We start from the raw sequence: 25329 nt of genomic DNA, 5'->3' as shown, positions 1-25329 counted from the left end.
GGCTCGGAGGCGAAAATACTGTAAAATCCGGCATTAATTGACGATCGCGCGGGATTTTGATATGCCCCGCATCGAGCCGGAAGCTGCCATCCCGCATGACCATTTGCGGATCCGGCTGGAACAAACACGCGCGGGCCAGGTCAGTGTCCGCAATGACGGACACAGATGACAAAATTTACCGATCTGAACCTGAATCCCAAGGTCCTCAAAGCTATTGAGGAAGCTGGTTATGAAACCCCCACCCCGATCCAGGCCGGTGCGATTCCGCCCGCGCTGGAAGGGCGGGATGTCCTGGGAATCGCCCAGACCGGCACCGGCAAGACCGCGTCCTTCACGCTGCCGATGATTACCCTCTTGGCCCGCGGCCGCGCCCGCGCCCGGATGCCGCGCAGCCTGGTGCTGTGCCCCACCCGCGAGCTGGCCGCCCAGGTGGCGGAAAACTTCGACACTTACGCCAAGCATGTGAAGCTCACCAAGGCGCTGCTGATCGGCGGCGTCTCCTTCAAGGAGCAGGATGCGCTGATCGACAAGGGCGTCGACGTGCTGATCGCCACCCCGGGCCGCCTGCTGGACCATTTCGAGCGCGGCAAGCTGCTGCTCACCGGCGTGCAGATCATGGTGGTGGACGAGGCTGACCGGATGCTCGACATGGGCTTCATCCCGGACATCGAGCGCATCTTCTCGCTGACGCCGTTCACCCGCCAGACGCTGTTCTTCTCTGCCACCATGGCGCCGGAGATCGAGCGGATCACCAACACCTTCCTGTCGGCCCCGGCCCGTATCGAAGTGGCCCGCCAGGCCACCGCGTCGGAGACCATCGAGCAGGGCGTGGTGATGTTCAAGGCGTCGCGCCGCGACCGCGAGGGCAGCGAGAAGCGCACGGTGCTGCGGGCGCTGATCGACGCCGAGGGCGACAAGCTCACCAACGGCATCATCTTCTGCAACCGCAAGACGGATGTGGATATCGTTGCCAAATCGCTCAAGAAATACGGCTATGACGCGGCACCGATCCATGGCGACCTGGACCAGTCGCAGAGGACCAGGACGCTGGACGGCTTCCGCGAGGGGTCCTTGCGCATCCTGGTGGCCTCGGATGTGGCTGCGCGCGGCCTGGACGTGCCCAGCGTCAGCCATGTGTTCAATTTCGACGTGCCGGGCCATGCCGAAGACTATGTTCACCGGATCGGCCGCACCGGACGCGCCGGCCGCCAGGGCAAGGCGATCACCATCTGCACGCAGCGCGACGAAAAGGCGCTGGATGCGGTGGAGAAGCTGATCCAGAAGGAAATCACCCGCCTGGAGAACCCGGTCAAGCCGGAGCCCAAACGGGAGAAGCCTTCCCGCTCCGCCAAGCCGGAGGCTGAGAAGCCGGAGACCGCCAAGGCAGACACCGAGGCCCGCGCGCCCCGCAAGGAGGACAAGGCTGCACAAAAGCCCGAGCGCTCCTCCTCGCGCGGGAAGTACGGCAAGCGCGACGAGAAAGTGGTCGTCGGCATGGGCGACCACCTGCCGAGCTTCATCGCGCTCAGCTTTGCCGAACGCCGCGCCAGCTAAGCAGCGCAGCAGAAACGTTTCAGGGGCCGCTCTTCGGAGCGGCCTTTTTCTATGCGGCTTTCCCTGCGGCAGCGCGGGAGGCCGGCCATGCAGGTGCAGCATGGCGACCTTTGCAATTGCAGCATAACGGGTTTTCGAACTTGGCCGGTGTCAGCCCGCGGCAACGGGCGTATAGCTTTCGCAACACAGAAACGCGCCATTGATGATGGGCCAAGCCATGAATACCAACGACACGAAAACCCTGAGCATCTCCCAGTTCCAAGCCATCGAAGCCCGTGCCCACGAGCTGCGCGCCGAGGCCTTTGCCAGCATGATGCGCAGCCTGTTCCGCGCCCTGTTCCGCGCCCCGCGCAAGATGGTCTCCTGCCCCAGCTGCGCCCGCCCGCTGCACGGCTGAGGCTTCTGCCGGGTTCCGGCAGCAGCATGGTTTCGAAAACGCCGCGTGCCCCCAGGGGCCGCGGCGTTTCCTTTTGCACAGCTGCCGCCAGACGCAACAGCGCCGCGGCCCGTCAGTGCACGCGGCGCCTGGCCCAACGGGGCCTGCTGCATCTTTGATGCGGCTCGGGCCGGGCGGGAGCACCGCCCTGCCCTGCGAAGCCGGGTCCGGCGGGTCAGCGCATGCGGCTGACCACCACCGTCACCTCGGGCTTCTTGCCGATCTCGCTAAAGGCGCTCTGGCGGGCGATGCGGCGCAGTTCCTGCTCCAGCTTGTCGTCATCGCGCAGGGTCTTGGCGCCGGCCCGCATCAGGAACTGGTTCAGGTCTTCCTCCATCACCTCCACCAGCGCGGCCTTGGAGGTGCCGGTCTCCGGCAGGCCCTTGACGTCGCACCAGGGTTCGCCCAGCGGCTCGTCGTCCTCATCGAGGATCACCGTCACCACCACATGGCCGTTCAGCGCCATCCGGATACGATCACGGACGATGCCGTCCAGCGCGCCGTATTTGACCGTACCGTCCAGATAGGTGCGGCCGGTTTCGATCCATTCGGTCACCTTCGGCGCATCACCGGTCAGGTCCATCATCATACCGTTCACGACGACCGCGCTGGCGATGCCCTTTTCCTCGCCCAGGCGGGCGTGCTGGCGCAGGTGGCGGTGCTCGCCGTGCATCGGGATCAGCATCTTGGGCTTCAGCAGCTTGTGCACCTGTTCCAGGTCCGGGCGGTTGGCGTGGCCCGACACGTGGTAGAGGCCGGAGCTGTCATCAACCACATCCACCCCCATTTCGGAGAACTGGTTGATGATGCGGATCACGCCCTTCTCATTGCCCGGGATGGTCTTGGAGGAGAACAGGAACAGATCGCCCTCCTTCAGCTCCAGCCCGCGGTACTTGCCGCGCGCCAGCTGCGCGGTGGCGGCGCGGCGTTCGCCCTGGCTGCCGGTGGTGATCAGCATCAGGTTATCGCGCGGCACGTTGGCGGCGTCCTCGGGGCTGATCGTCTTGGGGAAATCTGTCAGCACGCCGGTTTCCACCGCCGCCTCGATCATCCGGCGCATGGCACGGCCTAGCAGGACGACCGAGCGCCCGGACCGCACCCCGGCCTCGGCCAGGGTTTTCACCCGTGCCACGTTGGAGGCAAATGTGGTGGCGGCAACCAGGCCCTTGGCCTCGGAAAACAGCTTGGTGATCTCCTCCGGCAGCTCCGCTTCCGAGCGGCCCGGGTGGGTGGAGAACACATTGGTGGAATCGCAGACCAGCGCCTGGATGCCGTCACCCGCAATTTCCGCCCACATCTCCGGGTCAAAGGGTTCGCCCACCAGCGGGTTGGGGTCGAGCTTGAAGTCGCCGGTATGCACCACCCGCCCTGCCGGGCTGTCGATCACCAGACCGCCGCTCTCGGGGATCGAGTGGCTCATCGGGGCGACGCCGATGGTGAAGGGGCCGAGCTTGGTGGTTTCCGGCCAGGCCTGCACGGTGTGCACATTGGCCGGGTCGAGACCGGCCTCCTCCATCTTGCGGCGCGCCAGATTGGCGGTGAAGGCGCGGGCGTAGATCGGCACGTTCAGATGGGCGTACATATGCGCGATGGCGCCAATGTGGTCTTCATGCCCGTGGGTGATGAAGATCCCCTCCAGCCGGTCGGCGCGGTCCTTGAGCCAGGTCATGTCCGGCATAATCAGGTCGACACCCGGTGTGGTGTCCATGTCGGGGAAGGTCACGCCCAGGTCGACCAGGACCAGGCGTTCCTTGTCCTGCGGCCCGTAGCCGTAGACATAGGCGTTCATGCCAATTTCACCCGCCCCTCCGAGGGGCAGGTAGATCAGTCTTTCACTGCTCATGCGTCAGTACCGTTTTCCTTGTTGTATTTATGGATGATCTGCAGACCGTGCATGGTGAGGTCGTCCTCAAATGCGTCGAACAGATCCGCGGATTGCTGGAACAAAGGCGCCAGCCCGCCTGTTGAGATGACCTTCATCGGCACGGCCCGCTCTGCCTTGATGCGGGTGCAGATCTCGCGCACGAGGCCGACATAGCCCCAGAACACGCCGGATTGCATACAGGCGACCGTGTTGGTGCCGATGACGTTTTCAGGTTTGGAGATATCCACGTGGGGCAGCGCGGCGGCGGCCTGGTGCAGCGCCTCAAGGCTGAGGTTCACGCCGGGCGCGATGACGCCGCCGACATAGGCGCCGTCCTCGGCCACCACGTCAAAAGTGGTGGCGGTGCCGAAATCGACCACGATCAGATTGCCGCCGTGGGTGTCAAAGCCGGAAACCGTGTTGACCAGGCGGTCGGGGCCGACCTGGGTGCCCTCGTCCACCCGTACCGCGACCGGCAGCAGGCAATCGGGCTTGCCCACCACCAGGGGACGGGTGTTGAAATAGCGGTCCGCCAGTACCCGCAGGTTAAACACCACCCGCGGCACGGTGGAGGAGATGATCATGTCGGTGATATCCGCCTCGATCCCCTGCAGCCGCATCAGCGTGTTGAGCCAGACATAATACTGGTCGGCAGTACGCTGCCAATCGGTGGCAGTGCGCCACATGCCGATGAATTTCTCGCCGTCATAGATCGAGAAGACGGTATTGGTGTTGCCGCAATCAACTGCCAGAAGCATTGCTGCCCCTTCCTAGAAATAGATGTCGGCCGCGGGAATGCTGACGCGGCCCTTGGCGGTGTTTAGGACAAGGTTGCCGCTGGCGTCCACCGTTTCAAAGGTGCCCTCGGTCTCTGACGACGCGGTGCGGGCAGTGATCACCTCGCCCAGCTTGGCGGCACGCGCCAGCCATTCGGTGCGGATCGGCTCGAACCCGTAGGTCGAGAACTGCGCCTCGTAGCGGGCAAAGGCACTGGCGACGGCTTCCAGGAATTCCTCGGGCGAGACCTGCACCCCGGTCTCTGACAGCAGCGACACCGGGTAAACGGCGCCGGGCTCCAGCCATTCCTTCATCGGGGTTTCCACCAGATTGACACCGATGCCGACAAACAGGTGATTGACCCCCGGGCCGTTGCCGGCGCTTTCCAGCAGGATGCCCGCCAGCTTGCCGCCCTTCAGCAGCACGTCGTTCGGCCATTTCAGCGACAGGCCCTCGCTGCGGCCCGTCACCGCGACGCAGGCATCATAGACCGCCAGCGCGGCGACAAAGCTGCGCAGCGCGGCCTGATCCGGGGCGCCCTCGGGGCGCATCACCAGGGTGGCCGCAAAGTTGCCCTTGGGGTCTTTCCAGTCGCGCCCGCGGCGGCCGCGCCCCTGGGTCTGGCGCAGCGCCAGGATCCACTCCGGGCCCGCCAGTTCCCCGGCGATGCGGGCGGCCTCGTTCAGGGTGCTGTCGACCTCGGCAAGTACCCGTTTCCCATATCCTGCTGGCCAGCTCATATGCGCTCCTCGAAAGTGCGAAAAGGCCCGGTCGCGTGACCGGGCCTTCTCAGCCTGCCTGAAAAGCAGATCAATTTACAAGGGTTGCTGCGGCGGCTGCCGCCGCAGTGTCGATACCGAACTGGTACACCAGACCGACCAGCATCATCGCGGCAGAGGCCATCAGCGCGACGGTCAGGACCGGCGAACCCTTCGCCTCCACATCGTCTTCGCCGGTGCCGAAGTACATGTAGAAGACGATCCGGATGTAATAGAATGCACCGATGACCGAGGCGATGGCGGAGGCCACGACCAGGCCCATCAGGCCCGCGTCGACGCCCGCCTGCCACACGCCCAGCTTGGCAAAGAAGCCCAGCATCGGCGGCACGCCTGCCAGCGAGAACATCAGGATCAGCACCGCCAGCGCCTTGCCCGGCTCGCGCGCGGCGAACTGGTTCAGGGCCAGGATGTCGGTGACCGGCTTGCCGTCCTTTTCCAGCATCAGGATGAAGGAGAAGGTGCCGATGTTCATGGTGACGTAGATCGCCAGGTAGACCAGCATCGCGGTGATGCCCGCCTCGGTGCCCGCGGCCAGGCCGATCATCGCATAGCCCATGTGGGCGATCGAGGAGAAGGCCATCAGGCGTTTGATGTCGCGCTGGCCGATCGCCGCGATAGCGCCCAGGAACATCGACAGCACCGACAGCACCACGATGATCTGCTGCCAGTCGGCAATGGCGCCGCCGAAGGCGTCATGCAGCACGCGGGCGAACAGGCCCATCGCCGCAACCTTGGGCGCGGTGGCAAAGAAGGCGGTGACCGGGGTCGGCGAGCCTTCGTAGACATCCGGGGTCCACATGTGGAAAGGCACTGCCGAAACCTTGAACGCCATGCCGGAGATCATGAACACCAGGCCGAACAGCATGCCGATGGACATATGCCCCTGCTCTGCCACCTGGATGATGCCCGCGAACTGGGTGGTGCCGGCAAAGCCGTAGACCAGCGAGGCGCCATAGAGCAGCAGGCCGGAGGACAGCGCGCCCAGCACGAAGTACTTGAGGCCTGCCTCGGTCGACTTGACGCTGTCGCGGCGCATCGCGGCAACGACGTAGAGCGACAGCGACTGCAGCTCCAGCCCCATGTAAAGCGCCATCAGGTCGCCTGCGGAGACCATCATCATCATGCCGACGGCGGCCAGCGCCACCAGGATCGGGTATTCGAACTTCAGCATGCCGCGGCGCGCCATGTAGTCCTGGCCGACCAGCAGCACCGCCGAGGCGCCCAGAAGCAGCGCCACCTTGGCGAAACGCGAGAAACCGTCGTCGATGAACATGCCGCCGAAGGCGGTCCGGGTGACCGCCGGGCTGCTGGCAATCCAGAACGCCAGCACGGCCAGCAGCGCCGCAGTGCTCCAGACCAGCGGGGTCGTCAGCCTGTCCTTGCCGGTGTAGACCGCGCCGATCAGCGCAGCCATGGCATACAGTGCCAGAACGATCTCTGGCAGGATTACAGTAAGATCAGCTTGGATCATCTGCCTGATGCTCCCTTAGTGCGAAGCAATCTGGGTGGCTGCCGAGGTGTCGGCCGCCGCCAGAGACTGGTTGAAGTTTGCAATCAGCGCCTCGGTCGAAGGCGCGATCACGTCGGTGACCAGGGACGGGTAGACACCCAGCAGCAGGGTCATGGCGACCAGCGGCGCGAAGACGAAACGCTCGCGCGCGGACATGTCGCGGATGCCCATCAGGCTGCCCTTGATCAGGTCGCCAAAGACCACGCGGCGGTAGAGCCACAGCGCATAAGCCGCCGAGAAGATCACACCGGTTGCTGCCACAGCAGTTACCCAGGTGTTCTTCTGGAAGGCGCCCATCAGGGTCAGGAATTCGCCGACAAAGCCGGAGGTGCCCGGCAGGCCGACGTTGCCCATGGTGAAGAACATGAAGACCAGCGCGTATGCAGGCATCCGGATCACCAGGCCGCCATAGGCGTCGATGTCGCGGGTGTGCATCCGGTCATAGATCACGCCGACGCAAAGGAAGAGCGCGGCGGAGATGAAGCCGTGCGACAGCATCTGGAAGATGGCACCGTCGATACCCTGCTGGTTGGCGGCAAAAATGCCCATGGTGACAAAGCCCATGTGCGCAACAGAGGAGTACGCAATCAGCTTTTTCATGTCCTCCTGCACCATCGCCACCAGCGAGGTATAGACCACGGCGATCGCGGACATCCACAGGACCACATCGGTCATCACATCCGCGCCCACCGGGAACATTGGCAGGGAGAAGCGCAGGAAGCCGTAGCCGCCCATTTTCAGAAGGATCGCCGCCAGCACCACGGACCCCGCGGTCGGCGCCTGCACGTGCGCGTCCGGCAGCCAGGTGTGCACCGGCCACATCGGCATCTTCACCGCGAAGGAGGCGAAGAAGGCCAGGAACATCAGCGTCTGCGCGCCGCCCACGATGTGAACGCCCAGCACGTCAAAGGACGCCGCCGAGAAGCTGTGGGTCAAGAGGGTCTCGATATCGGTGGTGCCGGCATCCACATACATGAACACCATCGCCACCAGCATCAGAACCGAGCCGAAGAAGGTGTAGAGGAAGAACTTGAAGGAGGCGTAGATGCGCTCCTTGCCGCCCCAGATGCCGATGATCAGGAACATCGGAATGAGGCCTGCCTCGAAGAACAGGTAGAACAGCACCAGGTCCAGCGCCATGAAGACACCCAGCATCAGGGTCTCCAGCAGCAGGAAGGCCACCATGTATTCCTTGACCCGCGTCGTCACGTTCCAGCTGGCCAGGATGGTCAGCGGCATGATGAAGGTGGTCAGCATCACGAACAGCACCGAGATGCCGTCGACGCCCATCTTGTACTTGAACCCGAAGATCCACTCGGCTTCCTCCAGGAACTGGAAGCCGGTGTTGGCCGGGTCGAACTGGGCGTAGATGCCCAGGCTCACCAGGAAAGTGATCGTGGTGGCAAAGAGCGCAACAAACTTGGCGTTGCGCTGCGCCGCCTTATCCTCGCCGCGCAGGAACAGGGCCAGGATGGCCGCCGCGAGCGCCGGGATGAAGGTGACAATAGAAAGGAGATTGTCCATCAGTGCGCTCCTCCGCCGATCGACATCCAGGTGACCAGGGCTGCAATGCCCAGCACCATCCAGAAGGCATAAGTGAAGATGTACCCGGACTGTGCGCGCCCGGCGAGACGGGTGAAGAAGGGAACAACGCCCATGGCCAGGCCATTCAGGAAGCCGTCGATGGTGTTGCCATCGCCGCGTTTCCAGAAGAAGCGGCCCAGGGCCACGGCCGGTTTGACAAAGATCACGTCGTAGATTTCGTCAAAATACCATTTGTTGAGCAGGAACAGGTACAGCGGGCGCTGCTGCCGTGCCAGGCGCGCGGGCAGCGACGGGTTCCAGATGTAGAACCACAGCGCCAGAACCAGGCCGCCCGCCATCGCCATGAACGGGGACAGTTTCACCCATTTCGGCGCCGCGTGGGCATCCTCCAGGATGTGGTTGTCCGGCGCGATGTAGAGCGCGCCCTCGCCCGGCTGGCCGGCAAACACATAGTGATGCTCGCCTTCACCGCCGTGGGCGGCTTCTTCGCCGTGCGCGGCTTCCTCGCCGTGGGTGGCGGTTTCACCATGCGCGGCCTCTTCGCCATGATCCGCAGCGGAGGCTTCCGCCATCGGGATGCCATAGAACTTCCCGACCTGGTCGGCGTGGCCAAAGAAGCTGCCGTACCAGATCATGCCCGCAGTGATTGAGCCCACTGCCAGCACGCCCAGCGGCACCAGCATGGTCCAGGGGCTTTCATGGGCGTGGTCGTGGGTGTGCTTGTTCCCGCGTGCCTCGCCGTAGAAGGTCATGAACATCAGGCGCCAGGAGTAGAAGGAGGTCATGAAGGCCGCGAGCACCAGCGCCCAGAAGCCGAACATCGACCCGCCCGCCCAGGCGCTTTCGATGATGGCGTCCTTGGAGACGAAGCCGGCAAAGCCAACCCAGCCGCTGAGCGGGATGCCGACGCCGGTGATGGCCAGGGTGCCGATCATCATCGCCCAGAAGGTATAGGGGATCTTCTTGCGCAGCGCGCCGTAGTTCCGCATGTCCTGCTCGTGATGCATCGCGTGGATCACCGAACCGGCGCCAAGGAACAGCATCGCCTTGAAGAAGGCGTGGGTGAACAGGTGGAACATCGCCGCGGAATACATGCCGACGCCTGCCGCCACGAACATGTAGCCGAGCTGCGAGCAGGTGGAATAGGCGATCACGCGCTTGATGTCGTTCTGCACAAGGCCCACGGTCGCGGCAAAGAAGGCGGTCGCAGCACCCAGCACGGTGATGAAGGCCGCGGCCTCAGGCGCGAACTCGATCAGCGGCGACATGCGGCAGACCAGGAATACGCCCGCGGTCACCATGGTTGCCGCGTGGATCAGCGCCGACACCGGGGTCGGGCCTTCCATCGCGTCCGGCAGCCAGGTGTGCAGGATCAGCTGCGCCGATTTGCCCATCGCGCCGACGAACAGCAGGAAGGCCAGCAGGTTCGCCGCGTTCCATTCGGACCACAGGAAGGAAACCTGGGTTTCCGCCAGCGTCGGTGCCGCGGCAAAGATGTCTGCCAGGTTGATGCTGTCGGTCAGGAAGAACAGCCCGAAGATCCCCAGCGCAAAGCCGAAGTCGCCGACGCGGTTGACGATAAAGGCCTTGATCGCTGCCGCGTTTGCCGAAGGCTTGCGGTAGTAGAAGCCGATCAGCAGGTAGGAGGCAACGCCCACGCCCTCCCAGCCGAAGAACATTTGCACGAGGTTGTCGGAGGTCACCAGCATCAGCATCGCGAAGGTGAAGAACGACAGGTAGGCAAAAAAGCGCGGCTTGTAGCTCTCGCCCTCTTTCCACTGCGGATCATGGTCCATGTAGCCGAAGGAATAGAGGTGCACGAGCGAGGACACGGTGGTGATCACGATCAGCATGATTGCGGTCAGCCGGTCCAGCCGGATCGCCCAGGAAGTCGACAGCGAGCCGCTTTCGATCCAGCGGAAGATCTCGATGTTCTGGGTCACCCCGTCAAACGACAGGAAGATGATCCAGCTAAGCAGCGCCGCCAGGAACAGCAGTGCCGTGGCGGTCACGGTGGCGGCTTTCTCGCCGATCATCTTGTGGCCGAAGCCGCAGATCACGGCCCCCACCAGCGGGGCAAAGAGAAGGATGGTTTCCATGTTTCCTTACCCCTTCATCACGTTGACGTCTTCCACGGCAATGGTGCCGCGGTTGCGGAAGAAGCAGACCAGGATCGCAAGGCCGATGGCGGCCTCAGCGGCGGCCACGGTCAGCACGAACAGGGTGAATACCTGCCCCACCAGATCGCCCAGGAAGGAAGAGAAGGCGACCAGGTTGATGTTCACCGCCAAGAGCATCAGTTCGATGCTCATCAGGAGGATGATCACGTTCTTGCGGTTCAGGAAGAGCCCGAAGATGCCGATGACGAACATGGTCGCCGCGACGGTCAGATAATGTTCAAGTCCAATCATTGGATCACAGCCCCTGCCCCGGTTTCACGTCCTTGAGCTCCATCGCTTTGGCCGGGTCGCGCATCATCTGGGCAACCACGTCCTGGCGCTTGACATCGGTGCGGTGGCGCAGGGTCAGCACGATCGCGCCGATCATCGCCACCAGCAGGATCAGGCCCGCCAGCTGGAACAGAAGGAAATATTGATCATAGATGATGAGGCCGAGCGCCTCGGTGTTGTGGCGGTCTGCAGGCACCGGATTGGCCAGCAGTTCAGGCGCCTTGTGGGCGGTTTCCCAGACGCCGAAGGCCATCACGAACTGCATCAGGATCACCAGGCCGATGAGCAGCGCCAGCGGCATGTAGCGCGCCATCTCCGCCTTCAGCTCGGCAAAGTCCACGTCCAGCATCATCACCACAAACAGGAACAGCACCGCGACCGCGCCCACGTAGACGATGACCAGCAGCATGGCGACGAACTCCGCCCCCAGCAGCACAAACAGCCCGGCCGAGGAAAGAAAGGCCAGGATCAGCCACAGCACCGAATGGACCGGCTGGCGGCTGATCACGGTGAACAGCCCGCCGGTGATGGCGCTGATGGCGAAGAGGTAGAAGGCAAAAACGCTCATGTCTCATCGTCCCTTTTGTCGTCCATGACCGCTTGCGCCAGATCCAGCGCCCGGTTCATGGCCGGAATGCCGGCAAAAACCGACATCTGTGCGATCGTTTCCACGATCTCTTGTTTCTTGGCGCCGGCCTCCAAGGCATGGCGCACGGTCTGGCGCACGGCTGAGTCAGCCTGCGCGCCTTGGCACGTCAGCCCGGCCAGCGTCAGCAGCAGCCGGGTCTTGGCATCCAGACCGTCCTTGTTGACGGTGTTGCCGAACATCATTTCCATGACCTCTTTGGGCATGGTGGGCCACAGCGCCTCGAACTCCTTGAAGGCTTCGGAGGGCGAGAAGTTCTCCAGCGCCGGGTTGAACGCCTTGGCCATCTGCTGGGCCTGGGCCTGCATCTGTTCCATCATGGCCTCAAACGGATTGGGCGGCGGCTTGGTCACGTCATTTCCTCCGGTCCAAGACTTTTCTGAAAAGTCTTGGCAAAAGTTTTCAGAAAACTTTTGCCTGGCGTTTTCATCGGTACGGTGCGTCGATTTCCAGGTTGCGGGCAATCTCGGCTTCCCAGCGCTCACCGTTGGCCAGGAGTTTCTCCTTGTCGTAGAACAGCTCCTCGCGGGTCTCGGTGGCGAACTCGAAATTCGGGCCTTCGACAATCGCGTCCACCGGGCAGGCTTCCTGGCAGAAACCGCAGTAAATGCATTTGGTCATGTCGATGTCATAACGCGTGGTGCGGCGGCTGCCGTCCTCGCGCGGTTCCGCGTCAATGGTGATCGCCTGGGCCGGGCAGATCGCCTCGCACAGCTTGCAGGCAATGCAGCGCTCCTCGCCATTCGGGTAGCGGCGCAGCGCGTGCTCGCCGCGGAAGCGGGGCGACAGCGGGCCCTTCTCGTGCGGGTAGTTCAGGGTCGCCTTGGGGGCGAAGAAGTACTTCAGCCCCAGTTTGAAGCCGACCCAGAAATCCTGCAGCAGGAAGTATTTGGCGGCGCGTGTGTAGTCGATTTGTGTCATGATTAGCTCTCCCAAACGCAGCCAAACTCATCTGCCAACTCCTGCTTGGCGTTGGCCATTTCTGCTTCGAGTAAAGTGATTTTCTCTTCCAGCGTCTTAGAAGACTTCGATAGTTCTTGGTAGGTCCCGATGAACTCACTTACCATGCGAGAAACACATGCTGTTTTTTCAACTTCTTTTTTAGCGTGCGATTTCATTTCGCCGTCCATTTGACCCATCGCGCAGTCAGCAAGCTTCTTCATCGAGGTATGAACGGCGACGAATTCAGAACTCGGCCACACTCCAGACGAAACTTGTTCGGCAGCCGCCCCCGGCACCACAAATTCCATGCTCCGGCCAATCACATGTATCGCTCCTAATAGTTGAGAGTGCTGATAAGTTGGGTTGGTCTTTACAATGTCATTTGTAACAACCTCTACCCCTACTTCCCATACAGCTTCCCAAGGTGAGATACCGGTTGCAGTCCCTTCAATGGGGAGAAAACTTGCGACACCTGGCTGGATCATCGAATTTTTCGCTGCCAAGAACTCCTCCGGACAGACGCTCTCTGCCAGCCCTTCAAACTCTTCCATTTTGGTGAGTCCGGCTTCTGCAAAAGTAGCTATATGCACAGCAACCATCGCAGACAGGCATCCCAGAAAGCGATTCATGGATCACCCTCCCACGGTCCAGCGGGCGAAGATGCCCCAGAACCAGTCAAATTTTGCAGCAAAGGACACGAAGACCACCCAGGCCAGCGAGAACGGCAGGAACACTTTCCAGCCCAGGCGCATCAGCTGGTCGTAGCGGTAGCGCGGGGTGATCGCCTTCACCATTGCGAAGAGGAAGAAGAAGAACGCCATCTTGCCGACCATCCACAGGACGCCGTCCGGCAGGCCCGGGATCGGGGACAGCCAGCCGCCGAAGAACAGCAGGGTCGTCAGCGCGCACATCAGGAAGATGGCGATGTATTCACCGGCCATGAACAGCAGGAACGGGGTCGCCGAGTATTCCACCTGGTAGCCCGCCACCAGTTCCGACTCCGCTTCCGGCAGGTCGAACGGCGGGCGGTTGGTCTCTGCCAGCGCCGAGATGAAGAACAGGAAGACCATCGGGAAATGCGGGATCCAGTACCAGTTCAAGAGGCCCAGATCGCCGTCCTGCGCACGCACGATGTCGCCGAAGTTCATGCTTCCTGTGGAGATGATCACGCCGATAATGATCAAACCGATGGAGACCTCGTAGGAGATCATCTGTGCCGCGGAGCGCAGCGAGCCCAGGAACGGGTATTTCGAGTTCGACGCCCAGCCGCCCATGATGACGCCGTAGACCTCGAGGCTGGAGACCGCGAAGACATAGAGGATGGCGACGTTAATGTCCGAGAGCACCCAGCCGTCGTTGAACGGGATCACCGCCCAGGCAATCATCGCCAGCACAAAGGAGGTCATCGGCGCCAGGATAAAGACGGTGCGGTCGGCGCCGGCCGGGATCACCACCTCTTTCACAACATATTTCAGCGCGTCGGCCACCGATTGCAGCAGGCCGTAGACGCCGACCACGTTCGGGCCCCGGCGCATCTGGACCGCGGCCCAGATCTTGCGGTCCCCGTAGACGAGGAACAGGAGCGAGATCATCACAAAGGCAACAACTGCAAGCACTTGCGCCAGGATCAGAACAGCGATGCCGCCTGGAGTGTTAAAGAAATCAGCCATAGGTCCTCACACCGTGGGTATTCCGTTTGCCGCGCAATCCGCGACCGCGACTTCAGCGTCGATGGTGCGCAGCCCGCGCGGCAGAGAGGGCGAAATCAGATAGACCGCATCAGCGGTCCGGCTGCCCCCTGCCTGTTTCGTTGTCGTGCGCACATGGCGCGCAAATCCGTAGCCCCGGATCAGCGCGTATTGCGCGGCGGCGCATTCCGCATAGGTATCGAGATCGCCTTCCACGCGCGGACCGCGCATGGAGACGTGAAATTGCACCAGATCGCCCTCCAGCAGGCTGGTTTCCACCCCTTGGTAAACCGGGGCGGGCTGCTCTCCTTCGCTGCCGGGCGCCATGGCACAGGCGGCCAGCAGGACAGGCGTTATGAGGGCGAAACGGATCATTCGGCGGCCATTTTCCCGTTTGTGCGGGCTTTCACCCCTGCCGACAGTTCCGCCATCAGCTGGGACGCGCGGGCGATCGGGTTGGTCAGGTAGAAATCCTTGATCGCGGGCAGGAAGTCGGCGTTGCCAAGCTTGTCCTGTGCCAGCGGTTCGCCGTCCTTCTCAGCCACTTCGTCGATCCGGGCCAGATGCGGCACCTCAGCAACCAGGCTTGTGCGCAGCTGCGCCAGCGAGTCGTAGGCCAGCTTGGCGTCCGCTTCGGCGCTAAGCGCGCGCAGGATCGCCCAGTTTTCCTTGGCCTCACCCGGCGCAAAGCTCGCGCGCATGGCCAGCTGCGGGCGGCCTTCGGTGTTCACGAACAGGCCGTTTTCCTCTGTGTAGGACGCACCCGGCAGGATCACGTCGGCGCGGTGCGCGCCGCGGTCGCCGTGGCTGCCCTGGTAGATCACAAAGGCGCCTGCGTCGATTTCGACCTCATCGGCGCCGAGGTTATAGATCACCTCTGCCCCGTCGATGGCCGCTGCCATGCCGCCTTCGGTCACGGCGCCGATGTCCATCGCGCCGACGCGGGAGGCGGCGGTGTGCAGCACCAGCAGCTTGGAATTGGTATCTGCAGCCAGCTTTTGCGCAGCGGCCAGAACCGCCAGGCCATCGGCTTCGCGCAGGGCGCCCTGCCCCACGATCACGACCGAGGGAGCGTCCTTGACGGCGCCGTAGTCCTTGTCCAGCAGGCTTTCCAGTGCGGCACGGTCAGTGCCCACGTGGGAATAGTCATAGGTCAGGTCAGCTGGCTGGCCAACCAGGCCCACTTGCGCACCGTTCAGCCAGGCCTTGCGGATGCGGGCGTTCAGCACCGGCGCCTCGTCACGCGGGTTGGTGCCGATCAGCTGGATGAACTTGGCGCTGTCGATGTCTTCGATGGTGGCGGTGCCGGCATAGCCCGCCCGGTTGCCGATCGGCAGACGGGCGTTGTCGGTACGGCATTCCACCTTGCCGCCCAGGCCCTCGACCAGCTGTTTCAGGGCAAAGGCCGCCTCAACCGGGACCAGGTCGCCGATCAGGCCGGCAACCTTCTTGCCTTTCATGGCATTGGCCGCCGCGGACAGGGCTTCCGGCCAGGTCGCGGGCTTCAGCGTGCCATCGACGCGCACATAAGGACGGTCGAGACGCTGGCGGCGCAGGCCGTCCCAGACAAAGCGGGTTTTGTCGCTGATCCACTCCTCGTTCACGCCGTCGTGGTTGCGCGGCAGGATGCGCATCACTTCACGGCCCTTGGTGTCGACGCGGATGTTCGAACCCAGCGCGTCCATCACGTCGATGGTTTCGGTCTTGGTCAGTTCCCAGGACCGTGCGGTGAAGGCATATGGCTTGGACGTCAGCGCGCCCACCGGGCACAGGTCGATGATATTGCCCTGCAGGTTCGATTGCAGGGTTTCGTTCAGGTAGGAGGTGATCTCCGCATCCTCGCCGCGCCCGGTCTGGCCCATCTGAGTGATGCCCGCGACCTCAGTGGTGAAGCGCACGCAGCGGGTGCAGGAGATGCAGCGGGTCATCGCGGTGCCGACCAGCGGGCCAAGGTCCAAATCGTCCACCGCGCGCTTGGGCTCGCGGAAGCGGGAGAAGTCGACGCCATAGGCCATCGCCTGGTCCTGCAGGTCGCATTCGCCGCCCTGGTCGCAGATCGGGCAGTCCAGCGGGTGGTTGATCAGCATGAATTCCATCACGCCTTCGCGGGCCTTCTTGACCATCGGCGAGTTGGTTTTCACCTGCGGCGCCTGGCCTTCGGGGCCCGGGCGCAGGTCGCGCACCTGCATCGCGCAGGACGCCGCCGGCTTCGGCGGGCCGCCTACAACTTCAACCAGGCACATGCGGCAATTGCCCGCGATGGACAGCCGCTCATGATAGCAGAAGCGCGGGATCTCGACACCGGCCTCCTCACAGGCCTGGATCAGGGTCATCGCCCCATCCACCTCGATCTCGGTTCCGTCAATGTTGATCTTGCGGAGGTCAGACATGGTCTATTTCGCCCTCAGTAACACGCCGATCGCGCTGTTCTTTTCGATTTCCGCGCGGCCATAGGCGCAGAAGGTTTCCGGTTTGCCGTAATCCACGCCGTTCTGCGCCAGGAGCTGTTCTCCCTTGGCACGCATCCGAGCCTTTTCGGCATCAGATTCGATGTAGTCGCGGATTTCCGCGTCCGAGTAGCCCAACGCGTTTGCCCGCGCTTTGAGCCGGCGCAACTCGCCCAGCCCTTTCAGGTAGCGGGGGGAGATTTCGTCGCAGTAGTCCGAGACTTCCTTGGCCACGGCGACGGCAAACAGCGGGTCTTCGATTTCCTGCACTTCGCGCAGCGACGGCTTGGCCAGCGCCGCGGCAGGCAGGGCAACAACAGTGGACAGGACAACGGCAATCAGGGCACGCATGGCAAGGGACTCCTTCAGTTTCGAAGCCCCCATGCACAGGCGCGCGGCGCTGCTATTCAATAGCAGACCGGCCTTTCGGCCCTGATATGCCGGAAATCCGCTCACGGGGTGCAGGTTCCCTGGAAGGTTGCGCGGCCGTCGGTCAGGGTCAGCGGTGCTGCCTCATCCCCGGGGTCGGTTGCCCAGGCGATCTTGGACGAGCCATAGTTGACCACGCAGTATTTGGTGCCGGCATGGGCCGCCGCCTCGCGGGCGCCTTTGACGGAGCGGTCCGCCCCCTTGATTTCGACGTAGAACACGGCCGGGTCCGTCTTTTTGTCGACAGGCTTGGCCTTTGCCTTGTAAGGCACGCCGTCATACAGCTCGCGGTCCCTGTTGGTGGTGGACGTCCCGCAGGCGGCAACCAGTGCCGCCGTTGCGAGCCAGGCCATCGGCCGGGCCATCCGGTATGTCTTCAAATTGCTCAAAATACTGCCGCCAAAGTCAAAAGTGCCAGGCCGCCCATGCAGGCCCAGCCAATCACGTAGAAAACCGACCGCAGACCGCCATGCGGTTTGCCGGTTCCGCGCAGGTGGATGACGATCATCACCATCCGCGACACCAGCGCCAGCGAGGCCAGCAGGTTCACCCAGAACGGCGCCGCACCGGCCAGAATGGCCGCCAGCGTTACGGTCAGGAAGGCCGGCAGCGTCTCGCAGCCGTTCAGATAGGCGCGGTTCAGACGGTAGGCCTTGGCCGCATAATCCTCATCCGGCGTGGCCCCGGGAGCGAGGCCCGCTTTCTGCTTGGCCAGCGCCGAAAACGGCGACAGCGCCAGGATGATCAGGGTAAAGATCACCAGCGCGGCCAGAGCGTGGGAATATGCGGCGAAGGCTTCCATCCAGGGTTATTCCGCCGCCATCGCGCCCATACGGCCCGCTTTCTGGGCCTTGATGCGGTCTTCGATCTCTTCGCGGAAGTTCTTGATCAGGCCCTGGATCGGCCAGGCCGCCGCGTCGCCAAGGGCGCAGATGGTGTGGCCCTCGACCTGTTTGGTCACGTCCCACAGCATGTCGATCTCTTCCAGCTCCGCCTCGCCTTTCACCAGGCGGTCCATGACGCGCATCATCCAGCCGGTGCCTTCGCGGCAGGGTGTGCACTGGCCGCAGCTTTCGTGCTTGTAGAACTTGGACAGGCGCCAGATCGCCTTGATGATGTCGGTCTGCTTGTCCATCACGATCACCGCCGCGGTGCCGAGGCCGGAGCCCAGCTCGCCGCGCAGGTAGTCGAAGTCCATGATCGCGTCGCGCATGTTCTCGCCGCGCACGCAAGGCACGGAGGAGCCGCCGGGGATCACTGCCAGCAGATTGTCCCAGCCGCCGCGGATGCCGCCGCAATGCTTCTCGATCAGCTCTTCAAAGGAGATCGACATCGCCTCTTCAACCACGCAGGGGTTGTTGACGTGGCCGGAGATCGCAAAAAGCTTGGTGCCTGCGTTGTTCTGGCGGCCGAAGCCTGCGAACCAGTCAGCGCCGCGGCGCAGGATGGTGGGCACAACAGCGATGGATTCCACGTTGTTCACGGTGGTCGGGCAGCCGTAGAGGCCCGCGCCTGCCGGGAACGGCGGCTTCATCCGGGGCATGCCCTTCTTGCCTTCAAGGCTCTCGATCAGGGCGGTTTCCTCGCCGCAGATATAGGCCCCTGCCCCATGATGCAGGAAGATGTCGAAGTCCCAGCCGGACCCGGCCGCGTTCTTGCCCAGGAGGCCCTGGTCGTAGGCTTCGTCGATCGCGGCCTGCAGCGCCTCGCGCTCGCGGATGTATTCGCCGCGCAGGTAGATGTAGCAGGTGTGCGCGTTCATTGCGAAGGAGGCGATCAGGCAGCCTTCGATCAGCGTGTGCGGATCGTGGCGCATGATTTCGCGGTCCTTGCAGGTGCCGGGCTCGGATTCATCGGCATTCACAACAAGATACGCCGGGCGGCCGTCGCTTTCCTTGGGCATGAAGGACCATTTCAGGCCGGTCGGGAAGCCCGCGCCGCCGCGGCCGCGAAGGCCAGAGTCCTTCATCGTCTGAATGATCCAGTCGCGGCCCTTTTCGATCAGCCCCGCGGTGCCATCCCAATGGCCGCGCGCCTTGGCGCCCGCCAGCGTGCGCTCGTGCATCCCGTAAAGGTTGGTAAAGATCCGGTCCTGATCCTTCAGCATGTGTGCCTACCTTTGGCTGTCCCGGCGCATGCGCCAGAGTTGAAATATGTTGACCAGGGCATAGATCATGCCCGCCAGCGCGGCGAAGTCGAACAGCAGCGCATAGCGCCCCGGCAGCCCCATCATCGGGCCGATGAACAGCGACAGCACGATCCACAGCGAAATGGTCCCGGCAATCACAAGCGCGATGTGCCGGCCCTTTGCTGCAATGGCCTGGTCCTGTTCCTTGGTCATCTGTTCCCTATCACCCAAACCCGGCCCCGAGGGGCCGCGGCGTGATTATTCGTCGTCGTCGTAGATGTGCTCTTCCTTGGCACGCCGGGCGAATTCGGTCTCGTCGCCCACCTGCAGCCGCTTGGCCTGTTCGATCCAGCCGTCGCGGGTGATGCGGCCCTTGAACTTGAGGCGGGCGTCGACCCAGGCGACCTCCTCCTCGGTCCAGTCGGCGATCTGGTCGAAGTGGTAGAAGCCAAGCTCGTTCAGCTTTGCTTCCAGCTTGGGGCCAACCCCCTTGAGCAGCTTGAGGTCATCGGCCAGGCCGCCGCGGGCTTCCTTCAGGAGTTCCGGCTGGCTTTCCTCAGTTGCTTTTGCCGCAGCGCCCTCCGGCGAGGCAGGCTCAGCCGCGTCGGATTTCTTCACCGGCGCCGTCTTGACCGCTTCCGCTTGCTTGGCTGCAGGAACCGGAGCTTCCGGAGCTTTCGGCGGCTGGCCTTCGGCCGCGCGGCCCGCAACGGTGCCGTCCTTGCCGATCCACGGGGTCAGCAGCGGCACCTCGTCGCCCTGAATGCGCTTGATGCCGTCCTTGACGTCCATCGCCAGCTGCACCGAGGCATTATACTGGGTCTTGCCGCTGTCGAAGTCGGTCAGCGAGGTGAGGCCCGATTTCGGCTCAGCCGCGTAACGGCCGTTCTGCGGACCCGGGGCCACCAGCTTGCCAGCGGCCAGATCGTCCAGCAGCTTGGCAAAGCTTTCTGCCGTCAGATCCTCGTAATAGTCCTTGCCGATCTGCGCCATCGGAGCATTGGTGCAGGCGCCGAGGCACTCGACCTCTTCCCAGGTGAACTTTCCGTCCGCCGACAGGGTGAACGGCTTGGCTGCGATCTTTTCCTGGCAGACTGCAATCAGGTCTTCCGCGCCGCAGATCATGCAGGAGGTGGTGCCGCAGATCTGCACATGGGCAACGGAACCAGTCGGTTGCAGCTGGAACATGAAGTAGAAAGAGGCAACCTCCAGTACCCGGATATAAGCCATGCCGAGCATGTCGGCGATGGCCTCGATCGCGGGCTTGGAAACCCAGCCTTCCTGCTCCTGCGCGCGCCACAAGAGCGGAATGACCGCCGAGGCCTGGCGGCCCTCAGGATATTTGGTGATTTGCGCCTCCGCCCAGGCCTGGTTGGCCGGGGTGAAGGCAAAGCTGTCGGGTTGTTCGGAATGCAGACGGCGAAGCATTAGCGGTCAATCTCTCCAAATACGACGTCCATGGTGCCGATGATAGCGGCGACGTCGGCCAGCTGGTGGCCCTTGGCAACGTGGTCCATCGCCTGCAGGTGCAGGAAGCCCGGCGCGCGGATCTTGGAGCGGTAGGGTTTGTTGGACCCGTCCGCCACCAGATAGACGCCGAATTCGCCCTTGGGCGCCTCGACGGCAGCGTACACCTCGCCTGCCGGGACGTGGAAGCCTTCGGTGTACAGCTTGAAGTGGTGGATCAGGCTTTCCATCGAGGTCTTCATGTCGCCGCGCTTGGGCGGGGTCAGCTTGCCGCGGGCCAGCACGTCGCCGGTGGCTTCGCGCAGCTTGGCAATCGCCTGGCGGATGATCGAGGTCGACTGGCGCATCTCTTCCATCCGGCAGAGGTAGCGGTCGTAGCAGTCGCCGTTCTTGCCGACGGGCACCTGGAACTCGAACTCGTCATAGCATTCATAGGGCTGCGCACGGCGCAGGTCCCAGGCGAGGCCGGAGCCGCGCACCATGACGCCGGAGAAGCCGTATTCCTGGATGTCCTTCTCGGTCACCACACCGATGTCGCAGTTGCGCTGCTTGAAAATGCGGTTTTCGGTCAGCAGCCCGTCGATGTCGTCCAGAACCTTGGGGAATTCCATCGCCCAGAGGTCGATATCATCGAGCAGCTCGTCCGGCAGGTCCTGATGCACGCCGCCGGGGCGGAAGTAGGCCGCGTGCAGGCGCGCGCCGCAGGCCCGCTCGTAGAAGATCATCAGCTTTTCGCGCTCTTCAAAGCCCCACAGCGGCGGGGTCAGCGCGCCGACGTCCATCGCCTGCGTGGTAACGTTCAAGAGGTGGTTTAGCACCCGGCCGATTTCCGAGTAGAGTACCCGGATCAGCTGGCCGCGGCGCGGCACCTCGGTGCCGGTCAGCTTTTCGATGGCCAGGCACCAGGCGTGTTCCTGGTTCATCGGCGCCACGTAATCGAGGCGGTCGAAATACGGCAGGTTCTGCAGGTAGGTGCGGCTTTCCATCAGCTTTTCGGTACCGCGATGCAGCAGGCCGATATGCGGGTCGCAGCGCTCGACGATCTCGCCGTCCAGCTCCAGCACCAGGCGCAAAACGCCATGTGCCGCAGGGTGCTGCGGGCCGAAGTTGATGTTGAAGTTGCGGATCTTCTGCTCGCCGCTCAGCGCGTCGACGCTGCCGTCGTCATACTTGGCGTCAAATTTGGAGCCGTCCATCATTGCGCCCCCTCCTTCTCGTCGCCGGGCAGGATGTATTCGGCACCTTCCCACGGGGACATGAAATCAAATTGACGGTATTCCTGCACCAGCTTCACCGGCTCGTAGACCACGCGCTTCTGCGCCTCGTCATAGCGGACCTCGGTGTAACCGGTGGTCGGGAAATCCTTGCGCAGCGGATAGCCGCGGAAGCCGTAGTCGGTCAGGATCCGGCGCAGGTCCGGATGTCCCGAGAACAGGATGCCGAACATGTCGTAGACTTCCCGCTCGAACCAGTTGGCCGAGGGGTGCACGTTCACGATCGAGGGCACCATCTCATCCTCGCGCACGGCGGCGCGCAGACGGATGCGCTGGTTCCGGTACATCGACAGGAAGTGGTAGACCACGTCAAAGCGCTTGGCGCGCTCCGGGTAGTCGACCGCAGTGATGTCCACCAGGGTTGAAAACTTGCAGTTCGGGTCCGATTTCAGGAACTCCACCAGACCGGCGATGTTCGAGGGCGTCACGTCGATGTTCAGCTCGCCAAAGGACACGTCCCAGGCCACCACGCAATCGGGGCGTTTGGCTTCGATCTGGGCGCCAAGCTCTTTCAGTGCTTCAGTCATATCTGTTCCGCCCTTCCTTAGCGCACCAGGGTGCCGGTGCGGCGGATCTTGCGCTGCAGCTGCATCAGGCCATAGAGCAGCGCCTCGGCGGTCGGCGGGCAGCCCGGCACGTAGACGTCAACCGGCACAACCCGGTCGCAGCCGCGCACCACGGAATAGCTGTAGTGGTAATAGCCGCCGCCATTGGCGCAGGAGCCCATCGAGATCACATAGCGCGGCTCAGGCATCTGGTCGTAGACCTTGCGCAGCGCCGGCGCCATCTTGTTGGTAAGAGTGCCCGCCACGATCATTACGTCCGACTGGCGCGGGGAGGCGCGCGGCGCGATGCCGAAACGTTCGGCGTCATAGCGCGGCATCGAGGTGTGCATCATCTCCACCGCGCAGCAGGCCAGACCGAAGGTCATCCAGTGCAGCGAACCCGTGCGCGCCCAGTTGATGATGTCCTCGGCCGAGGTGAGCAGGAAACCCTTGTCCTGAAGCTCGGCATTGAGGGCCCGGGTGACAACTTCCTTGTCCACACCGGCGGTGTTGGGTCCGGTCATCACTGCCATTCCAGGGCCCCTTTCTTCCACTCATAGGCGAAACCGATGGTCAGCACGCCCAGGAACACCATCATTGACCAGAAGCCGGTGTCGCTGATGTCCTTGAAACCGACGGCCCAGGGAAACAGGAAAGCGATTTCCAAATCGAAAATAATGAAGAGAATCGACACCAGGTAAAACCGGACATCGAATTTCATTCGGGCGTCGTCGAAAGCGTTGAAACCGCATTCATAGGCGCTGACCTTCTCCGGGTCCGGGTTGCGGACCGCCAGCACAACGGCTGCCAGGATGAGGACAATCCCCAAACCTGCCGCGACGGCCAGGAAGACCAGGATCGGCAGGTATTCCCTCAACATCTCTTCCAAGAGCAGCTCCTTTCCCCGGCGGTTTCCCGCGCGACGTCAATTGGCGTGTTGATTTGGACCGTGTCTACCCCTCCGCCCCTACAGCGTCAACTAAGGCAAGGTTAATCATCAGGGGTTTGTGACAGGAAAAAGCACTGCCGCAACGCGGATGTAATTTCTTAGAGATTTCATAAGAAAAGCAGCCGCTGCCGAAGCTGCGGCCGCCCCTCAAATGTGAGTCAAAGATGCCGGTTTTCAGGCCTGCCAGCCGGGCTTGCGCTTCTCGAAGAAGGCACTGATCCCCTCGCGGGCCTCCTCCCCTTCCCAACGCTCCACAAGCGCCTTGATTGTATGGTCGATCACCGCATCGTCGAGCCTCGGCCCCAGGTCGCGGGCCAGCTTCTTGGCCGCGGCAACAGCCCCCGGCGCGCAGTTGAGATAGGGCGCAACCTCCGCCTCGACCGCCTCGGCCAGCTGGTCCGCCGGCACCGCCTTGGCCAGCAGCCCGAGCTCCACCGCCTCGTCTGCGCCGAACAGCCGCGCCGACATGAACACCCGGCGCGCCTTGGCCTCGCCCATGCGGGCAATCACATAAGGCCCGATAGTGGCGGGAATCAGTCCCAGCTTGGTCTCGGTCAGGCCCATCTTCAGATGGTCCGCACCAATCGCCACGTCGCAGACCGAGGCCATGCCGACGCCGCCGCCGAAGGCATTGCCCTGCAGCGCGCCGATTACCGGCTTGGGCAGGGTGTTGAGCGCCATCAGCATCTCCGCCAGCACCCGCGCCTCGCGGCCGCGGGTTTCGGCATCCGCGTCCATCTGCTGACGCATCCAGCCGAGGTCGCCGCCCGCGCAAAAGCTCTTGCCCGCGCCGGTCAGCACCACCACGCGGACGGTTTCGTCCGACGCCAGCCGTTTCGCCGCCAGGGTCAGTTCCTGCAGCATCTGGCCCGACATCGCGTTGTGCTTGTCCGGGCGGTTCAGGGTCAGGGTACAGACGCCGCGGTCGTCGGTGTCCAGGGTGATCGTTTCAAACATCTTGTTTCTCCGCTGAGATCTTATTGCAGGCCGCGCATAGCGCGCGCCATCGCGGCGGCCTCGGCCAGAACGTCCGCGTCCAGCCCGGTGTCATAGCCCAGCTCCGTCAGGCGCTTGTGCACCGCTTCGGTGGCCACGTTGCCCGCAGCGCCCGGCGCATAAGGGCAGCCGCCAAGGCCGCCCACGGCGGCATCGAACACCCGCACGCCAAGATCCAGCGAGGCCTCGATATTGGCCAGCGCCCGGCCCGCGGTGTCGTGATAATGACCGGCAAGCCGCCCGGCCGGCACCTTCTGGACCACCGCTTGCAGCATTGCCGAGATCGTTTCCGGTGTACCTTGCCCGATGGTGTCGCCCAGCGAAATCTCGTAACAGCCCAGCTCGAACAGCCGCCCGGCAACTTCCGCCACCTTCTGCGGCGGGGTCGGCCCGTCAAACGGGCAGTCCGTCACGCAGGAGACATAGCCGCGCACCGGCAGGCCGATGTCCTTTGCGGCCTCCAGAATGGGCAGGAAGCGGGTGATGCTCTCCTCGATGGTGGCGTTGATATTGGCCTTGGAAAACCCCTCGGACGCCGAAGCAAAGACCGCTATCTCGTCCGCCTTGGCTGCCACCGCATCCTCGAACCCGCGCATGTTGGGGGTCAAGGCCGCATAGCGGACCCCCTCGGCACGGGTGATGCCTGCCAGCACCTCGCCGGAGCCTGCCATCTGCGGCACCCATTTGGGCGACACAAAGCTCGCCACCTCGATGCGCCGGAAGCCCGCGCGTGACAGGCAATCGGTCAGCGCCACCTTCTCGGCCACCGGGATCTCCCGCTTCTCATTCTGCAGCCCGTCGCGCGGGCCGACCTCGAAGATCTCGACAAACTCGCTCATGGAACGCCCTTTCGTCTTCATCTTTCCCAAAATACTCAAAAGCGCACCGCGGGCGGCACACAAA

At 63.3% G+C, this 25329-nt stretch carries 28 protein-coding genes; 2 read left to right on the top strand and 26 right to left on the bottom strand.

Going from position 1 to position 25329, the window contains the following annotated elements; translation table 11 throughout:
* The first annotated feature begins 165 nt into the window (after window positions 1–165).
* Both ACFMBG_RS04320 and ACFMBG_RS04315 read left to right on the top strand, forming a co-directional pair.
* Window positions 166–1554, top strand: coding sequence for a DEAD/DEAH box helicase (locus ACFMBG_RS04320; protein ID WP_421053496.1), 1389 nt, complete (start codon window positions 166–168; stop codon window positions 1552–1554).
* Window positions 1555–1771: 217 nt separating this feature from the next.
* Window positions 1772–1951 (top strand): RSP_7527 family protein, encoded by a 180-nt coding sequence (locus ACFMBG_RS04315; RefSeq protein ID WP_421053495.1) that lies wholly within the window; start codon window positions 1772–1774, stop codon window positions 1949–1951.
* 214 nt (window positions 1952–2165) lie between these two features.
* Here ACFMBG_RS04315 and ACFMBG_RS04310 read toward each other — a convergent pair whose 3' ends face one another.
* The 26 genes from ACFMBG_RS04310 to ACFMBG_RS04185 all read right to left on the bottom strand — a co-directional run bounded on the left by ACFMBG_RS04310 (window position 2166) and on the right by ACFMBG_RS04185 (window position 25265).
* The gene (locus tag ACFMBG_RS04310) at window positions 2166–3833 is read right to left on the bottom strand and encodes a ribonuclease J (RefSeq protein WP_421053494.1); all 1668 of its coding nucleotides are present in this window, start codon (window positions 3831–3833) and stop codon (window positions 2166–2168) included.
* Window positions 3830–4612, bottom strand: a complete 783-nt coding sequence (locus tag ACFMBG_RS04305; RefSeq protein ID WP_421053493.1) for a type III pantothenate kinase — start codon at window positions 4610–4612, stop codon at window positions 3830–3832. Before ACFMBG_RS04305 ends, ACFMBG_RS04310 begins: the two co-directional genes overlap by 4 nt.
* Window positions 4613–4624: 12 nt before the next feature.
* The gene (locus tag ACFMBG_RS04300; RefSeq protein ID WP_421053492.1) at window positions 4625–5371 is read right to left on the bottom strand and encodes a biotin--[acetyl-CoA-carboxylase] ligase; all 747 of its coding nucleotides are present in this window, start codon (window positions 5369–5371) and stop codon (window positions 4625–4627) included.
* 70 nt (window positions 5372–5441) lie between these two features.
* Complete coding sequence (nuoN, locus tag ACFMBG_RS04295) at window positions 5442–6881, bottom strand: NADH-quinone oxidoreductase subunit NuoN (protein ID WP_421053491.1); 1440 nt, start codon at window positions 6879–6881, stop codon at window positions 5442–5444.
* Between the two features lie 15 nt (window positions 6882–6896).
* On the bottom strand, window positions 6897–8444 hold the full coding sequence (locus tag ACFMBG_RS04290) for an NADH-quinone oxidoreductase subunit M (protein ID WP_421053490.1): 1548 nt from the start codon (window positions 8442–8444) through the stop codon (window positions 6897–6899).
* Window positions 8444–10564, bottom strand: coding sequence for an NADH-quinone oxidoreductase subunit L (gene nuoL / locus ACFMBG_RS04285; RefSeq protein ID WP_421053489.1), 2121 nt, complete (start codon window positions 10562–10564; stop codon window positions 8444–8446). Before nuoL ends, ACFMBG_RS04290 begins: the two co-directional genes overlap by 1 nt.
* Window positions 10565–10570: 6 nt before the next feature.
* A complete protein-coding gene (gene nuoK / locus ACFMBG_RS04280; RefSeq protein ID WP_222502136.1) occupies window positions 10571–10876 on the bottom strand; it encodes an NADH-quinone oxidoreductase subunit NuoK in 306 nt (101 codons plus the stop codon).
* Between the two features lie 4 nt (window positions 10877–10880).
* A complete protein-coding gene (locus tag ACFMBG_RS04275) occupies window positions 10881–11483 on the bottom strand; it encodes an NADH-quinone oxidoreductase subunit J (protein WP_421053488.1) in 603 nt (200 codons plus the stop codon).
* Window positions 11480–11881 (bottom strand): carboxymuconolactone decarboxylase family protein, encoded by a 402-nt coding sequence (locus ACFMBG_RS04270; protein ID WP_421053545.1) that lies wholly within the window; start codon window positions 11879–11881, stop codon window positions 11480–11482. The genes ACFMBG_RS04275 and ACFMBG_RS04270 overlap by 4 nt, the downstream gene beginning before the upstream one ends.
* A 106-nt stretch (window positions 11882–11987) precedes the next feature.
* Entirely contained in the window at window positions 11988–12482 is a 495-nt protein-coding gene (nuoI, locus tag ACFMBG_RS04265) for an NADH-quinone oxidoreductase subunit NuoI (protein WP_421053487.1), read from the bottom strand.
* Window positions 12483–12484: 2 nt separating this feature from the next.
* Window positions 12485–13132 carry a hypothetical protein gene (locus ACFMBG_RS04260; RefSeq protein ID WP_421053486.1) on the bottom strand — a complete coding sequence of 216 codons (648 nt, stop codon included), beginning with the start codon at window positions 13130–13132 and terminating at the stop codon, window positions 12485–12487.
* Between the two features lie 3 nt (window positions 13133–13135).
* Window positions 13136–14173 carry an NADH-quinone oxidoreductase subunit NuoH gene (gene nuoH / locus ACFMBG_RS04255; protein ID WP_027237100.1) on the bottom strand — a complete coding sequence of 346 codons (1038 nt, stop codon included), beginning with the start codon at window positions 14171–14173 and terminating at the stop codon, window positions 13136–13138.
* Window positions 14174–14179: 6 nt separating this feature from the next.
* Window positions 14180–14566 carry a hypothetical protein gene (locus ACFMBG_RS04250; RefSeq protein WP_421053485.1) on the bottom strand — a complete coding sequence of 129 codons (387 nt, stop codon included), beginning with the start codon at window positions 14564–14566 and terminating at the stop codon, window positions 14180–14182.
* Window positions 14563–16581 carry an NADH-quinone oxidoreductase subunit NuoG gene (gene nuoG / locus ACFMBG_RS04245; RefSeq protein ID WP_421053484.1) on the bottom strand — a complete coding sequence of 673 codons (2019 nt, stop codon included), beginning with the start codon at window positions 16579–16581 and terminating at the stop codon, window positions 14563–14565. Before nuoG ends, ACFMBG_RS04250 begins: the two co-directional genes overlap by 4 nt.
* A 3-nt stretch (window positions 16582–16584) precedes the next feature.
* Window positions 16585–16989 carry a DUF5333 domain-containing protein gene (locus ACFMBG_RS04240; RefSeq protein WP_421053483.1) on the bottom strand — a complete coding sequence of 135 codons (405 nt, stop codon included), beginning with the start codon at window positions 16987–16989 and terminating at the stop codon, window positions 16585–16587.
* 101 nt (window positions 16990–17090) lie between these two features.
* The gene (locus ACFMBG_RS04235; protein ID WP_421053482.1) at window positions 17091–17420 is read right to left on the bottom strand and encodes a hypothetical protein; all 330 of its coding nucleotides are present in this window, start codon (window positions 17418–17420) and stop codon (window positions 17091–17093) included.
* A gap of 32 nt (window positions 17421–17452) precedes the next feature.
* A complete protein-coding gene (locus tag ACFMBG_RS04230) occupies window positions 17453–17869 on the bottom strand; it encodes an MAPEG family protein (protein WP_421053481.1) in 417 nt (138 codons plus the stop codon).
* 6 nt (window positions 17870–17875) lie between these two features.
* Window positions 17876–19174, bottom strand: coding sequence for an NADH-quinone oxidoreductase subunit NuoF (gene nuoF, locus ACFMBG_RS04225; protein ID WP_259970396.1), 1299 nt, complete (start codon window positions 19172–19174; stop codon window positions 17876–17878).
* Window positions 19175–19180: 6 nt separating this feature from the next.
* On the bottom strand, window positions 19181–19408 hold the full coding sequence (locus ACFMBG_RS04220) for a DUF5337 domain-containing protein (protein WP_421053480.1): 228 nt from the start codon (window positions 19406–19408) through the stop codon (window positions 19181–19183).
* 45 nt (window positions 19409–19453) lie between these two features.
* A complete protein-coding gene (locus ACFMBG_RS04215) occupies window positions 19454–20623 on the bottom strand; it encodes an NADH-quinone oxidoreductase subunit E (RefSeq protein WP_421053479.1) in 1170 nt (389 codons plus the stop codon).
* Window positions 20623–21858 (bottom strand): NADH-quinone oxidoreductase subunit D, encoded by a 1236-nt coding sequence (locus tag ACFMBG_RS04210; RefSeq protein ID WP_421053478.1) that lies wholly within the window; start codon window positions 21856–21858, stop codon window positions 20623–20625. Before ACFMBG_RS04210 ends, ACFMBG_RS04215 begins: the two co-directional genes overlap by 1 nt.
* Complete coding sequence (locus tag ACFMBG_RS04205; RefSeq protein ID WP_421053477.1) at window positions 21858–22463, bottom strand: NADH-quinone oxidoreductase subunit C; 606 nt, start codon at window positions 22461–22463, stop codon at window positions 21858–21860. Before ACFMBG_RS04205 ends, ACFMBG_RS04210 begins: the two co-directional genes overlap by 1 nt.
* Before the next feature lie 17 nt (window positions 22464–22480).
* The gene (locus ACFMBG_RS04200; RefSeq protein ID WP_421053476.1) at window positions 22481–23014 is read right to left on the bottom strand and encodes a NuoB/complex I 20 kDa subunit family protein; all 534 of its coding nucleotides are present in this window, start codon (window positions 23012–23014) and stop codon (window positions 22481–22483) included.
* Window positions 23005–23370 carry an NADH-quinone oxidoreductase subunit A gene (locus ACFMBG_RS04195; protein WP_024090668.1) on the bottom strand — a complete coding sequence of 122 codons (366 nt, stop codon included), beginning with the start codon at window positions 23368–23370 and terminating at the stop codon, window positions 23005–23007. Before ACFMBG_RS04195 ends, ACFMBG_RS04200 begins: the two co-directional genes overlap by 10 nt.
* 234 nt (window positions 23371–23604) lie before the next feature.
* Window positions 23605–24387 (bottom strand): crotonase/enoyl-CoA hydratase family protein, encoded by a 783-nt coding sequence (locus ACFMBG_RS04190; protein ID WP_421053475.1) that lies wholly within the window; start codon window positions 24385–24387, stop codon window positions 23605–23607.
* 20 nt (window positions 24388–24407) lie between these two features.
* Complete coding sequence (locus ACFMBG_RS04185; RefSeq protein WP_421053474.1) at window positions 24408–25265, bottom strand: hydroxymethylglutaryl-CoA lyase; 858 nt, start codon at window positions 25263–25265, stop codon at window positions 24408–24410.
* Between the last annotated feature and the right edge of the window lie 64 nt (window positions 25266–25329).

Source organism: Leisingera coralii (assembly GCF_049056525.1).
Taxonomy (GTDB): domain Bacteria; phylum Pseudomonadota; class Alphaproteobacteria; order Rhodobacterales; family Rhodobacteraceae; genus Leisingera; species Leisingera coralii.
This window is presented reverse-complemented; position numbering and strand designations above follow the sequence as displayed.